Consider the following 12,875-nt stretch of genomic DNA (forward strand, 5'->3'; position numbering starts at 1 on the left):
CGTCAGGGCCCGGAGGAATCATGATCCCTGCCTGGCGGCTCCGCGCCGCCTTCGCCCGCCGGCTGTCCGACATGTACGGCGCCGAAGTCCCCGTCTACACCACGCTCCTGGAGGTGACGGGCGAGGTGAACGACGCGGTGACGCGGCGCGATCCGGACGCCCGCCGGGCGGTCGGGAGGGTCGCCGTGGAGCGGCACGGCGCCATCCGCGTCGGCACGCCCCGCGAACTGCGCCAGGCCGCACAGGTCTTCGCCGCCCTGGGCATGCACCCGGTGGGCTTCTACGACCTGCGGGACGCCACCACCAGCGCGGTCCCGGTGGTCTCCACCGCCTTCCGGCCCGTCGAGCCCGCGAACCTGGACCGCAACCCGTTCCGCGTCTTCACCTCCCTGCTCACCACCGCCGACCGCCGGTTCTTCGACGCCGGCCTCCAGGCCCGGCTGGAATCCTTCCTGGACCGCCGCACCCTCTTCCCGCCGGAACTGCTCACCCTCGCCGAGCGCGCCGAACGCGAGGGCGGTCTCGAACCGGAACAGGCGGAACGCTTCCTGACACTGGCGGTCGCCGCCTTCGAACTGTCCCCGGAGCCCATCGACCGCGCCTGGTACACCGAACTCGCCCGGATCTCCGCGGTCGCCGCCGACATCGGCGGCGTCACCAGCACCCACATCAACCACCTCACCCCGCGTGTGCTGGACATCGACGCGCTCTACCGCCGGATGGCGGACCGCGGCATCACCATGATCGACGAGATCCAGGGACCGCCCCGCTGGGACGGGCCCGACGTCCTGCTGCGGCAGACCTCGTTCCGCGCCCTGGACGAGGCCCGCACCTTCCGCGAACCGGACGGCACCATCACCACCGGCGCGCTGCGCGTCCGTTTCGGCGAGGTCGAAGCGCGCGGCACCGCGCTGAGCCGCGCGGGCCGCGCCCGCTACGACGCGCTCACCACGGAGACGGACCGGCGGCTCGCCGCGGCCGGGCCCGGCGCCCGCACCCGCCAGGACGTGGCCCGCGCCCTCTGGGAGGCCGGTTTCCCGCGCACGGAACACCGCCTGGCCGTCGAGGGGCTCGGCTACTTCACGTACGCCCCGGCCGCCGCGCGCCCGCGCGACGGGCGGCGCCCGCCCGCCGATCTGGCCGGGCTGCTGGACCAGGGCTGGCTGACCGCCCGCCCGATCGTCTACGAGGACTTCCTGCCCCGATCGGCCGCCGGGATCTTCCGCTCCAACCTGACGGAGCAGGGCACCCGGGACGCGGCCCGCACCGGTACGCCGTACGACGATCACCGGCTCGCCGAAGTCATCGGACGCCCCGTGCACGACCCCTTCACCCTCTACGCGGCCCAGCAGGACGCCTCCCTGCGGCACGCCCTGGACGCCCTGGGCGCGGACGAAGCCCGCCGCAACCTGTGTTCCTCCTGACCCGTTCCCCCTGTCCTGTTCCCTTCCGACCACCGCGTCCCCCCCCACCATCCGCGACCGAAGGAGCCACCCCGCCGTGAGCACCCCCGCCCCGCTCCCCACCACCGACGAACTCCGTGACCTGGCCGCCGACCGGCTGCGCCGCTGCGGCGTCGAGACCGTCCCGGAAGGCACCGGGATCACCGCCCGCACGCCGCTCACCGGGGGCGTCCTGTACCGGCTGCCCGCCGCCACCGGCGAAGCGGCGGACGCCGCGGTCGGCGCGGCCGAAGCGGCGTTCCACGAGTGGCGCACCGTCCCCGCGCCCCGGCGCGGCGCGCTGGTCAAGCGGCTGGGGGAACTCCTCACCGCACATCAGGACGCCCTCGCCGACCTGGTCACCGTCGAGGCCGGCAAGATCCGCTCCGAGGCGCTCGGCGAGGTACGGGAGATGACCGACGTCTGCGACTTCGCGGTCGGGCTCTCCCGCCAGCTCTACGGACGCACGATGGCCTGTGAACGCCCCGGCCACCGCCTCGCGGAGACCTGGCACCCGCTCGGCGTGACCGGCGTGCTGTCCGCCTTCAACTTCCCGGTCGCCGTCTGGTCCTGGAACACCGCCATCGCCCTGGTCTGCGGCGACCCGGTCGTGTGGAAGCCCTCCGAGCAGACCCCGCTGACCGCACTGGCCTGCGACGCCCTGCTGGCCCGCGCGATCGCCGACACGGGCGCGCCGGCCGCGGTGCACCGGCTGCTGCTCGGCGGTCGGGAGACGGGCGCGCTGCTCGCCGACGACCCGCGCGTCGCGCTGCTCAGCGCCACCGGATCGGTGCGGATGGGGCGCGAGGTCGGGCCGCGGGTGGCCGCCCGCTTCGGCCGCTGCCTGCTCGAACTCGGCGGCAACAACGCCGCCGTGGTCACCCCGTCCGCCGACCTCGACCTCGCCGTACGCGGCATCGTCTTCTCCGCCGCCGGCACCGCGGGCCAGCGCTGCACGACGCTGCGCCGGCTGATCGTCCACGAGGACGTCGCGGACCGGCTGACGGAGAAGATCGTGCACGCCTACGACCGCCTGCCGGTCGGCAACCCCTTCGACGCCGCCACCCTCGTCGGCCCGCTGATCGGCCCGGCCGCCCATGCCGCCATGGTCAAGGCCCTGGACGCCGCGCGGGCCGTCGGCGGCACCGTGCTGACCGGCGGCGACCTGCACCTCACCGACCAGGTACCGGACGCGGCCTATGTCCGCCCGGCGGTCGTACGGATGCCGGAGCAGTCCGGCATCGTCCGCGCGGAGACCTTCGCGCCCATCCTGTACGTGCTGACCTACCGCACCTTCGAGGAGGCCGTCGCGCTGCACAACGGCGTGCCGCAGGGCCTGTCGTCCAGCATCTTCACCCGGGACCAGCGGGAGGCCGAACGCTTCCTGGCCGCCGACGGCTCCGACTGCGGCATCGCCAACGTCAACATCGGTACCTCGGGCGCGGAGATCGGCGGCGCGTTCGGCGGGGAGAAGGAGACCGGCGGCGGGCGGGAGTCGGGCTCGGACGCCTGGCGCTCGTACATGCGCCGGGTCACCACCACCGTGAACTACTCGGACGCCCTGCCGCTCGCCCAGGGCGTCACCTTCGGCTGATCCGGCCCGCCGGATTCCGTGGGGACCGGCGCGGGCCTCAGTTGAGCGTACGGGCGGGCAGCAGCCGGTCGATGACGGCGAAGCGCTCGTCGAGCGGCGCCAGCCGCAGCAGGCGGCGGACCACGGGGCGCGGGCTCAGCAGCACCAGCCGGCCCCCGCGGTCGGTCACCCGCTCGCGGAGCCGGCAGAGCAGGGCCAGGCCGCTGCAGTCCATGAAGGTGACCTGGCACAGGTTCACGACGACGGTGCCGGGCTTGGGCGGCAGCGCCTCGCCGATGGCGGGCTGCAGGGACAGCGCCATCGCCAGGTCCAGCTCGCCCTGGAGTGCCAGTACGAACTGGTCACCGACCGTGTATGTGTGCAATGCCGTATCGACGGTGCGTTCCACCATGTCGCCCCCACCGGTTGCGCAGGCCGCAGAGCGGCTTCTCGCTGTTGGCACCGGGGACCGGGGTGCGGAAAAACGGTAGCGGGAGGCGTCCGAGGAGAATCGATCAGGCAAGGTTGCGTCCCTCGATCGGGTGGAGGTGTGCCCTGCCTCTTGACGAGTGGGCCGGACGGCGACCAGCGGCCGGGCCGGGCGCCCTGACAGGTGGCGCCCGGCCCGGGACCGCGCATGATCAGGGTCAGGACTGCGGCGGCTGGTCCTGGCCCCGGCCCTGATCGTTGCCGAGCTGCTGTCTGAGCTTGTCCTGGGCCGTGTCGACCTGGCCGCTGTACTTGCCCTGGGTCTTCTCGTCGAGCATGTCACCGCCCTTGTCGATGCCCTTGCCGGCCTGCTCCTCGTGGCCCTTCAGCATCTGCTTGAGCTTGTCCAACATGGACATGAGTCGTCCTCCTCGCCACTGTCGCCCCCATGTCTCCAGGGTCACCGCCTGCGAACGGATCCGCATCCGGGGTGGCGCGCGGCCGTACGGGGAGGACCGGTACGGCAGGGCCGGGACGGCGGAGCGCCGGCGCGCCCTAGGCCGAGGTGGAGCCCCGCAGGCTGCGTACGGGCATGAGGCAGTGCGCGGAACTCTTGATCACGGCCTCGTCGCCCGCGTAGGCCCGCAGCATGTCCTCGCTGACCGGACCGCCCGGCCGCGCCTCCGGCCACGGCCGGGTGGCGAACATGCCGTACACCTGCTTGCGGTGGTCGGCCGCCGCCAGCCACTCCGGCGGCACCGGGCACTGGGCGCTGAACCACGGCAGCGTCAGCACCGCCTGCCCGGCCTCGACGATCAGCGTCAGCGGCAGGCCGGGGGTGCGGGAGGCGTCCTGGAGCTCACCGCCGACCAGCAGCCCGGCCTGGCCGAGCAGCTTGCCCATCGCCTCCGACCCGGCCTCCGGGCCGTCCTTGCCGTCGCCGAGGGAGTAGGCGAGCAGGAAGGGCACATCGTGACCGTCCTCGGGGTGGGCGCCACTCCACCCGATCATCATGAGCGTGCCCAGCTGGCTGTGCGGAATGTTGCCGGTGGTGGTCTGGGATGTGGTCATGGCGGGCACCTTAGTGACCTCCAGGAGCCGTCGTGCGCGTGCTTCACCCGGTCGGAGGAGCCTCTGTGGCATCCCAGCCGAACGAGACCCGGCCGCTCACCCGTACCGGCGACGGCACCGGCTCCGTACGGCTGTGGCGACGCCCCGGCCGGGCTGCGCCCCCGGCCCGGCGCACCGGTTGGTGCGCCGGGCGGGCGGGCACCATGAGGGCAGACCCGGCGGCGGAGGGGAGCGGGGGCCGATGGAGCTGTGCGAGGTGGAGTACCACGACCCCGACGACGCGTCGGGCAAGGAGGCCATGGGGGAGTACGCCCGGGTGGCGTGCGAACTGACCGGCATGGACCCGCGGTACGGCGTACCGGCGCTGGTCACCATCGCGCGGCGGGAGTCCGCGTACAACCACCCGCGCTGGCGGGTGAACACCACCGACGGCAACGCCTGGGGCCCGGTCATGCCGGACGGCCACCCGCGCAACTGCTCGCGCGGCGCCACCCAGTGCATCCCGCCGACCTTCGCGGCGTACCACCTCTGCGGTACGGCCCGGACGCCGTACGACGTGGTGGCGTGCATGAGCGCGACCATCGGGTACGTCCGCGACCGGTACGACGTCAACGAGTCCGGCTCGAACTTCGCGGAGCGGGTCCAGCAGGCCGACCCGACCCGGCCGCCGAAGGGCTACTGACCCGGCCGCCCAAGGTCACTGGCGCGGCGCCACGGCACCCTCACCGATATTCAGGAATCCCTGAATTGCGCGCTGAGGCATCAGATTGCGTTCATTGTCCGCTCAACGGGTGCTGGTGCGTCCAGGCCCGCCTGTGCTGTAAGTTGCTGGCCTACGTGGCAATGAGTGAGATGCCGGATACGTCCTTCGTGACCGGCGGACGATTGCAATGGGGTCCATGCGAACGCATACTGTGCAGCGGGTGCGTGGGCGCCGGACCCCGTGCAGACCGGCAGACAGGAGACGCGTACCGATGCCCGGAGGCAGGCTCACCGATGAGGACCGCCGGCAGATCGCCGCGGGACTGGCCGAGGGGCTCGGATATACGGAGATCGCCCGGCGCCTGGGGCGGCCCGCCTCGACCGTCATGCGGGAGGTCGCCCGCAACGGCGGCCCCGCCGACTACCGGGCGGATCAGGCGCACGAGGCCACCCGGCACCGGGCGCGCCGGCGCAAGCAGACGGTCCGGTCTCCGGTGCCGCCGGGCGCCGACGGCGGGGACGGGCGCGATCCGCGGGCGGTCCAGGACTTCGTGGAGTCCTTCACCGTTCTCCTCGCTCAGCAGGGCCTGCCCCGGATGACGGCCAGGGTGCTGGCCTGCCTGCTCGTCACCGACTCCGGCACCCTCACCGCCGCCGACCTGGTCCAGCGGCTCGGCATCAGCCCGGCGTCCGTCTCCCACGCCGTCACCTTCCTCGAACAGCAGGGGCTGCTCAGGCGGGAACGCGTCCCCGGCGCGCGTCGCGAGCGCTATGTCGTCGACGATGAGGTCTGGCTCCGGTCCCTGGACGCGGCCTTGCAGATGAACGAAGCCCTGATGGCCGCGTCACGGCGCGGAGCCGAGGTCCTCGGGGAGGCGACGCCGGCGGGCGGACGCTTCGCGTCCTCCGTCGCATTCCTCCACCTCGTGAGCGAGGCCCTCCGGAAGACCATGGAGCAGTGGCGGCAGAGCCAGTCCTCCGGGAGCACCGGACAGCAGACGTGAACGGCGGTCGCCCCCGACCGCTGCCCGGCCTGTCGCGCTGCCGGGCGTCCCGCCTGCCGTCCTGCCGCCCGCGGTCCGGGCCGCGGCCGGTCCGGACGAGCGGCCGGTTCAGGCGATGGCGCCTTCCGTCCAGGCGCGGGTGAGGATCTCGTCCACGGTCTGCTCGACGGTCTGGTCCGTGGTGTCCAGCCACAGTCCGATCGGCGGGGTGTGCTCGCGCAGCGCGGTGTCGAGGTCGCGCACGCCCCACTCGGGCCCGTAGGCCGTCTTCGACCGGCCCGCCTCCCGCCGTTCGACCGCCGACGGGTCGGGGGCCAGCACGACCACCGCGAGCGGGCGGGTCCGGATGTGCTCGGCCATCTCGGTCAGGTGCTCGCCGAGCAGGATGTCCTGGGCGATCACGGTGAACCCGGCCTGGGCGTACTGGTCGGCGCAGGCGGCCGTGAGGCGGTGCCGCAGCCGCAGCTGGGCGAGGGCCGTCTCGCCGGCGTCCGGCGTCATCTCCGCCCGACCCCGGACCACCATCCGCCGGAAGGTGTCCCCGCGCAGATGCACGGAGCGCTCCAGCCGCTCGGCGAGCGCCTGCGCCACGGTGGACTTCCCGGCCGCCTGGATGCCGGTCAGCACGACGACTCCCGGGCCGAGCCACGGCCCCTGGGGCACGGCGGGCGCGGTTCCGGTGGGGTGTGCGGTCATGGGTCGACTGCCTTTCCGCAGGAGGGGCGGTTCGGCGGTGCGACGCCGTAGGGGCCGCACCGCCGGGGCATCGTAGCGCCGGGCGATCATGCCGCGGCAGCCGTCGGCGGCTCCCCGGTGCTCTTCGGTGCCGGGCGCGTCCCGGCGTCGCCCCGCCGCCCGGCCCGGCCGTTGCTGCGGGCCGCGGCGCGAAGGCGCGGCCGTCGGACCGCCGGAGCGGAGCCGTCGCCGTCAGGCCGTCGCCGTCAGCCCGTCGATCATGCGGTTGAGGAGGCGGTCGAAGGTGGCGTCGGGTGAGGCCGGGCCGTCCGGGGCGGCCAGGGCCCGGGCGACCGTCGGGTGGGCGGCCGTGACGGCGGGGGAGCGCAGGTAGCGGGCCTGGGCCTGGTGGAACGCGTCGCCGGTGCCGTCGGCCGCCTGTTCCTGGGCGAGTTCGTGCGTGACGTGACTGGCCACGAAGCCGGACAGCAGGCCGAAGACCTCCAGCCCGGCCCGGGCGTCCAGTCCGGCCGGGGCGAGGACGGTCAGCGCGTACTCCAGGGCGGCGAGGGTGTTCGGGCCGAAGGTCCGCCGCGCGGGCAGCGCGGCGGGCAGCCAGGGGTGGCGCAGCATGATCGCGCGCTGCTCGTGGAAGAGGTGCCGCAGGTCCGCGCGCCAGTCGCCGGACGGCTCCGGCAGCCGGTGGCCGCCGCTCATCTCGTCGATCATCAGCTCCAGCAGCGTCTCCTTGTTGGGGACGTAGCTGTAGAGCGACATCGTGCCGGCGCCGATCCGGGCCGCGACCGCGCGCATCGTGACGGCGCCGAGCCCTTCGGCGTCGGCGAGGGCGACCGCCGCGGCGGTGATCCCGGCGCGGCTGTGGGCCGGCGGGCGCCCCCGCCGCGGGCGTGCGGCCGGGGCCCAGAGTGCCTCGGGATCCACCCCGGCAGCACGGCCCGATGTGCCTGTACGGGTCACGGCAACCTCTCCTCGCTGTCCGCGTCCATCCAACCATCCGCTATTGTCGTACGACGTACGGGAAATGCGCCGGCCGCGGAACGGACCGGTCCGCACCAGGAATCGAGGCACCGTGACCACGGCGACGTACCCCTCCACCGCCAAGAAGCCGCCCCTGCGCGTCCGGGCCGTCCGGCGCACCCTGCGCGGCATGCCGCCCAAGCGGTACGACGTCGCCTGCGAGCAGGGGCTCGTGGTGCCCGCGGCCGACGGCAGCCCGCTGCTGACCGACCATTACTTTCCCCGCGCGGACGGAGACTTCCCCACGCTGCTGGTCCGCTCGCCGTACGGCCGGGGCATCCCGTGGGCGCCGATGTTCGGCGTGCTCTTCGCCGAACAGGGCTTCCACGTCGTCCTGCAGAGCGCGCGCGGCACCGGAGGGTCGGGCGGGGAGTACGCCCTGTGGCAGCACGAGGCCGCCGACGGCCGGGCGGCCGTCGCATGGCTGCGCGAGCAGCCCTGGTTCACCGGCGTCCTCGGGACGATCGGACCCAGCGCGCTCGGGTACGCCCAGTGGGCCCTCGCCGCCGATCCGCCGCCGGAACTGCGCGCCATGGTGGTCCAGGTCGGGCTGCACGACCTGCACGGCTTCTTTTACCCCTCGGGCCCGTTCGCCCTGGAAAGCGCCGTGATCTCCGCCGTCGGCCGGATGCACTACGGCCGGGGCACCCTGGCCTTCGCGCGCGCCGCGCTGCGGTTGCAGCGCCATTTGCGCGGCATCACCCGCACGCTGCCGCTCGGCGAGGCATACGTGCCCGGGCTGGGCGGCCGGGTGCCGTTCCTGGACGAGGCGATGGCCCGGCCCGACCCGGACGACCCGTACTGGCGGGGCGCGGACGTGGGCGCCGCGGCGGCGCGCCCGGCCGTGCCGACCAGCCTGATCACCGGCTGGCACGATGTGTGCCTCGACCAGACGGTGCAGCAGTACGGCCGGCTGCGCCGCGCCGGCTGCGACACCGCCCTGCTCGTCGGCCCCTGGACGCACAACTCCGCGATGCAGCAGGGCTGGCCCGTGGTCTTCGCCGAGAGCCTCGCCTGGCTGCGGGCCCACCTGTGCGACGACCCGTCCGGCCTGCGCGAGCAGCGGGTCCGTGTGCACGTGGGCGGCCGTCGGGAGTGGCACGACCTGCCCGACTGGCCGCCGGCCGCGGCGGAGCACCGCTGGTACCTCGCGGGTGACGGCGGGCTGAGTGCCCGGGCTCCCGAGGCTGCGGCGTCCCCGCTGCCGTCCTTCCGGTACGACCCGGCCGACCCCACGCCGTCCGTCGGCGGCCCGACGCTGTCCCGGACGGCCGGCCCCCGTGACAACGCCGACCTGGAAGCCCGGGACGACGTACTGACCTTCACCACCCCGCCGCTCACCGGGCCCGCCGAGGTTCTCGGCACGGTCGCCGTGGAACTGCGGGTCGGCACCGGCACCGGGCACGCCGACGTGTTCGCCCGGCTCTGCGACGTGGACGAGCGGGGCCGCTCCGTCAACGTCTGCGACGGGATACGGCGCCTGGACCCCGCCGCCCCGGGCCCGGCGGACGTGACGGTGGCGATGAGCCCCACCGCCCACTCGTTCGCCGCCGGGCACCGCATCCGCCTCCAGATCAGCGGCGGCGCCCACCCGCGCTTCGCCCGCAACACCGGTACGGGCGAGCCGTTGGCGACGGCCACCCGGCTGGTGCCGGCCGAGATCGCCCTGCACCACCCGTCGGCGCTGGTCCTGCCGCGGGCGGAGCCCGGGACGGGGCGTCAGACGAAGAAGGCGTTCATGCCGTCCACGTCGGACAGGTAGGTCTCGATGGCCGCGATCCTGCCGTCGCGCACGGTGCACACCGTGGACAGGTGCTCGTCCAGGACGAGGTCGCCGCGCTGTGCGGTGTTGTGCAGGGACAGGGCCATGTTGCGGCGGCTGACGAGGATGTGCAGCAGGGCGAAGTTCACGCCGTACCCGGCGATCTTGCGGGCGCGCTCGACGACCTCGTCCGCACCGCGCGCGGCACCGGAGATCGCGTTGTCGCCGGGCAGCTCCCACACCGCGTCCTCGTGCAGCAGGGAGCGGATCGCGTCCCAGTCGGCGGTGGCGAGCGCGGCGTGGAACTGCTTGCCGAGGGAGTAGTTGTCCTCGTAGACGGTCATGTGCGGACTCCTTTGCGAGCGTGGCACGGGCAGGCCGGTTGCATACGGCCCGCCTCGACAGTTCGTATGTTCTAGAACAGTAGCGTAATGGTGCGGGCGGGTCACGTGAGGGGGGTGGGAACACGGCCGGGTGCCGGTCCGTCCGCGTACGCTCGGGGCATGGCTGTACTGAGTCACCCCGACCGCGCCGAACTACGCATCGCGGATGTCCTGGAGGCGTTCGCGCATCCGATCCGGCTGCGCATCGTGCACCGCCTCGCCCACGGAGCCGAGCGCTCCTGCGGGGAACTGCTGCCCGAGGTGTCGAAGTCCACCGCCAGCCACCACTGGCGCGTGCTGCGCGAGAGCGGCGTGCTCCACCAACGGCGGGAGGGCCGCCGCCTCCTGATGCACCTGCGGCGCGAAGACCTGGAGGCACGTTTCCCCGGACTGCTGGACGTGGTGCTGGCCGCCGCCGGTGACGATCCCGAGGTGGCGGCGGCCGACGAGGTGGCGGCGGTCGAGGAGAGCCCGGTCTAGCGGGCCCGGCCGGATGCCGCGCGGGGCCCGCGGCCCACGCGCCGTACCGCCGGTGCACCGTCCGGATGGTCCGCCCGGCGCGGTTCGTCCGGCCGGGGAGTGCCGCATGAGAGCCTGACGGCCGGGTACGGGCGAGGCCGGAGGTGAGCGCATGTCCGGTGCCGCGAAGCCGCCCGGCGCGGCGGTGACGACCCTCGAACTGGCCGGCTGGTGGGCCGTGCTGGCCGGGCTGTGGCTGGTGCTCATCAGCAGCCCGGACCTGCTGGAGTGCCTGGTCGGCGCGGCGGCGGCGCTGCTCGGCGCGTTCGCCGCGCGCGCGGCCCGCAGGGCGGCGGCCACCGGTGCCGGACGGCGGCGCCCGGCGGACGGCCGGCCGCGGTGAACGGCTGGCTGCCGGCCGCCGCGCTCCTGCTCGTGGCCGGCTTCGCGCCCACCGTGTGGGGCGCGGCGAGCGGCCCCGTGCGGCGCCGCGTCCTGGCGCAGAACCTCGCGACGCCGGCCGGCTGCATGGTCATGCTGCTGCTCGCACAGGGCTACGCGCGCCCCTCGTACGTCGATCTCGCCCTGGTCCTCGCGGTCCTCGGTCCCGCCGGGACGCTCGTCTACGCCCGGCTCCTCGCCGGCGAACTGGCCGAGCGGCCGGCGCGCGGCCGCTCCGCCCGCGTCCTCGACCGCGCCATGACACCGCTCGTCGTGACCGCCGTACCGCTCGTGGTGCTGCCGCTGTGCGTGGCGACCGGGCCGGGCCGTGCGATGGTCAAGCTTCTGGTCATCGGCGCGCTGCTGATCGGCGGGAACGTCGTGTCCACGCGCGCGCTGTCCGGTCGGCCCGCCACCGGTGAGAAGGGCGGTGCGGCCGGTGGCTGACGTACTGGTCGTGCTGGCCCTGGCGCTGGTCGCGGCGGCCGCCACCGCCGCCGTACTGAACCGCGACCCGGTGCGGCAGGCGACCGTCCTGGCCCTCCTCGGCCTGGCCCTCGCCCTCCTGTTCGCCGTCCTCCAGGCGCCGGACGCCGCCCTGTCCCAACTCGCGGTCGGCTCCGCCCTCACCCCGCTGATGCTGCTGCTCTCCGTACGGAAGGTACGGCGCAAGGGGCAGGAGGGCGGCAGCCACCGCAAGGCCGGGGGCGGCGGCCGGGACGGGACCGGGGACGCGGGCCCGGAGGGACGCCGATGAGCAGGCGCGTCCGGATGTGGGTGCTGGCCATCGGCGGCCTGGGCCTGGCCGCCCTGCTGTTCGCGGCGAGCCTCGAACTGCCCGGTTTCGGCGGCGACCGGCACCCCTATGGAGACCGGGCCGTCGAGGCCGCGCTCGCCCGGCACACCGCCAACGCCGTCGCGGCGGTCACCTTCGACCAGCGGGCGTTCGACACGCTGGGCGAGGAATCGATCCTGTTCTGCGCGGCGCTCGGCACCGTCGTGCTGCTCCGCCAGACCAGGGACGAGCACCGCGTACGGCCCGAACCGGCGCGCGTCGCCCCGCCCGTACGCCGCTACGCGCTCGTCGCGCTCCCGGTGACCCTGCTCATCGGCCTGTACGTCATCGCACACGGCCAGCTCAGCCCCGGCGGCGGCTTCCAGGGCGGGGTGGTCGTCGCGACGGCCCTGCACCTGCTCTACATCGCCGTGGACTACCGCGCGCTCGAACGGATCAGACCGGTCGGCCTGTACGCGATGGCGGACGCGGCGGGGGAGGCCGCCTACCTCCTGATGGGCGCCGCCGGCCTGGTCGCCGGGACCGCCTACCTGGCCAACTTCCTCCCGCACGGCACCTTCGGCACGCTCGCCTCGGGCGGCACGGTGCCACTGCTCAACGCCGCCATCGGGGTGGAGGTGGCCGGCGGCGTCGTGGTGCTGCTGGCCTCCTTCCTCGACCAGGCGGTGGAGATCGTGGACGCGGACGACCGCGCCCGCTCCGGCCGGACACCGCGCCACGACACCCCGCCCGAGGAGGAGCCGGTATGACCGCGCTGCCGTATCTCGTCGCCGGCTGGATCTTCCTGATCGGCTGCTACGGGCTGGCCACCAGCCGCAATCTGATCCACGCCGTCGGCTGCCTCGCCGTCTGCCAGGCGTCCACGTACGTCCTGCTGCTCGCCGTCGGCTACCGGGACGGCGGCACCGCTCCGGTCTTCTCCGACCTGGAGCCCGGCACCCGGCCCGTCGTCGACCCCGTCGTCCAGGCGCTGACCCTCACCGACGTGGTGGTGGGCGCCACGGTCACCGCGCTGCTGCTGGCCCTCGTCGTCCAGGTCGGCAAACGGCACGGCACCGTCGACCCGGACGAACTCTCGGAGCTGCGCGGGTGACGGCGGC

Annotated in this window: 17 protein-coding genes; 11 read left to right on the forward strand and 6 right to left on the reverse strand. The window is 74.3% G+C overall.

The genetic code is table 11. The features are described 5' to 3' along the window. Positions 1-20 precede the first annotated feature (20 nt). Both ACH4FX_RS13080 and ACH4FX_RS13085 read left to right on the forward strand, forming a co-directional pair. Positions 21-1,424, forward strand: a complete 1,404-nt coding sequence (locus ACH4FX_RS13080) for a 2-oxoadipate dioxygenase/decarboxylase family protein (protein WP_398478148.1) — start codon at positions 21-23, stop codon at positions 1,422-1,424. 76 nt (positions 1,425-1,500) lie between these two features. Further along, on the forward strand, positions 1,501-3,036 hold the full coding sequence (locus ACH4FX_RS13085; protein WP_398478150.1) for an aldehyde dehydrogenase family protein: 1,536 nt from the start codon (positions 1,501-1,503) through the stop codon (positions 3,034-3,036). 37 nt (positions 3,037-3,073) lie between these two features. Here the strand turns inward: ACH4FX_RS13085 and ACH4FX_RS13090 are convergent, their stop codons facing one another. From ACH4FX_RS13090 to ACH4FX_RS13100, 3 genes are all read right to left on the reverse strand, one after another. Continuing rightward, positions 3,074-3,427 (reverse strand): STAS domain-containing protein, encoded by a 354-nt coding sequence (locus tag ACH4FX_RS13090; RefSeq protein ID WP_398478152.1) that lies wholly within the window; start codon positions 3,425-3,427, stop codon positions 3,074-3,076. Between the two features lie 235 nt (positions 3,428-3,662). Next, a complete protein-coding gene (locus ACH4FX_RS13095) occupies positions 3,663-3,863 on the reverse strand; it encodes an antitoxin (RefSeq protein WP_398478154.1) in 201 nt (66 codons plus the stop codon). Positions 3,864-3,999: 136 nt separating this feature from the next. Beyond that, entirely contained in the window at positions 4,000-4,515 is a 516-nt protein-coding gene (locus tag ACH4FX_RS13100; protein WP_398478156.1) for a DUF5949 family protein, read from the reverse strand. A gap of 241 nt (positions 4,516-4,756) precedes the next feature. On the opposite strand from ACH4FX_RS13100, the gene ACH4FX_RS13105 reads away from it, so the two are divergent. Together ACH4FX_RS13105 and ACH4FX_RS13110 are read left to right on the forward strand one after the other, a co-directional pair. After that, on the forward strand, positions 4,757-5,197 hold the full coding sequence (locus tag ACH4FX_RS13105; protein WP_398478158.1) for a hypothetical protein: 441 nt from the start codon (positions 4,757-4,759) through the stop codon (positions 5,195-5,197). A 292-nt stretch (positions 5,198-5,489) separates the two neighbouring features. Then, a complete protein-coding gene (locus tag ACH4FX_RS13110) occupies positions 5,490-6,221 on the forward strand; it encodes a helix-turn-helix domain-containing protein (protein ID WP_398478159.1) in 732 nt (243 codons plus the stop codon). A 108-nt stretch (positions 6,222-6,329) separates the two neighbouring features. Here the strand turns inward: ACH4FX_RS13110 and ACH4FX_RS13115 are convergent, their stop codons facing one another. Beyond that, positions 6,330-6,917: an AAA family ATPase gene (locus ACH4FX_RS13115; protein ID WP_398478161.1), complete on the reverse strand. Its 588-nt coding sequence runs from the start codon at positions 6,915-6,917 to the stop codon at positions 6,330-6,332. Between the two features lie 231 nt (positions 6,918-7,148). Continuing rightward, entirely contained in the window at positions 7,149-7,874 is a 726-nt protein-coding gene (locus ACH4FX_RS13120) for a TetR/AcrR family transcriptional regulator C-terminal domain-containing protein (RefSeq protein ID WP_398478163.1), read from the reverse strand. Positions 7,875-7,986: 112 nt separating this feature from the next. Here ACH4FX_RS13120 and ACH4FX_RS13125 point away from each other — a divergent pair, with 112 nt between their 5' ends. Next, positions 7,987-9,696 carry a CocE/NonD family hydrolase gene (locus ACH4FX_RS13125; RefSeq protein ID WP_398478165.1) on the forward strand — a complete coding sequence of 570 codons (1,710 nt, stop codon included), beginning with the start codon at positions 7,987-7,989 and terminating at the stop codon, positions 9,694-9,696. Here ACH4FX_RS13125 and ACH4FX_RS13130 read toward each other — a convergent pair. Continuing rightward, positions 9,654-10,040: a nuclear transport factor 2 family protein gene (locus ACH4FX_RS13130; protein ID WP_398478167.1), complete on the reverse strand. Its 387-nt coding sequence runs from the start codon at positions 10,038-10,040 to the stop codon at positions 9,654-9,656. The genes ACH4FX_RS13125 and ACH4FX_RS13130 overlap by 43 nt on opposite strands. Positions 10,041-10,199: 159 nt before the next feature. Between ACH4FX_RS13130 and ACH4FX_RS13135 the strand changes: the two genes are divergently transcribed. From ACH4FX_RS13135 to ACH4FX_RS13160, 6 genes are all read left to right on the forward strand, one after another. Further along, positions 10,200-10,559 (forward strand): ArsR/SmtB family transcription factor, encoded by a 360-nt coding sequence (locus ACH4FX_RS13135; RefSeq protein WP_398478169.1) that lies wholly within the window; start codon positions 10,200-10,202, stop codon positions 10,557-10,559. Between the two features lie 151 nt (positions 10,560-10,710). Continuing rightward, a complete protein-coding gene (locus tag ACH4FX_RS13140; RefSeq protein ID WP_398478171.1) occupies positions 10,711-10,941 on the forward strand; it encodes a hypothetical protein in 231 nt (76 codons plus the stop codon). After that, on the forward strand, positions 10,938-11,426 hold the full coding sequence (locus ACH4FX_RS13145) for an MrpF/PhaF family protein (RefSeq protein WP_398478173.1): 489 nt from the start codon (positions 10,938-10,940) through the stop codon (positions 11,424-11,426). The genes ACH4FX_RS13140 and ACH4FX_RS13145 overlap by 4 nt, the downstream gene beginning before the upstream one ends. Continuing rightward, positions 11,419-11,736, forward strand: a complete 318-nt coding sequence (locus ACH4FX_RS13150) for a DUF4040 domain-containing protein (RefSeq protein ID WP_398478175.1) — start codon at positions 11,419-11,421, stop codon at positions 11,734-11,736. The genes ACH4FX_RS13145 and ACH4FX_RS13150 overlap by 8 nt, the downstream gene beginning before the upstream one ends. Next, positions 11,733-12,524 carry an MnhB domain-containing protein gene (locus ACH4FX_RS13155; RefSeq protein WP_398478177.1) on the forward strand — a complete coding sequence of 264 codons (792 nt, stop codon included), beginning with the start codon at positions 11,733-11,735 and terminating at the stop codon, positions 12,522-12,524. The genes ACH4FX_RS13150 and ACH4FX_RS13155 overlap by 4 nt, the downstream gene beginning before the upstream one ends. Continuing rightward, the gene (locus tag ACH4FX_RS13160; RefSeq protein ID WP_398478178.1) at positions 12,521-12,868 is read left to right on the forward strand and encodes a sodium:proton antiporter; all 348 of its coding nucleotides are present in this window, start codon (positions 12,521-12,523) and stop codon (positions 12,866-12,868) included. The genes ACH4FX_RS13155 and ACH4FX_RS13160 overlap by 4 nt, the downstream gene beginning before the upstream one ends. Positions 12,869-12,875: the final 7 nt, after the last annotated feature.

The sequence above is a fragment of the Streptomyces sp. NPDC018019 genome (assembly GCF_044327805.1).
Classification (GTDB): domain Bacteria; phylum Actinomycetota; class Actinomycetes; order Streptomycetales; family Streptomycetaceae; genus Streptomyces.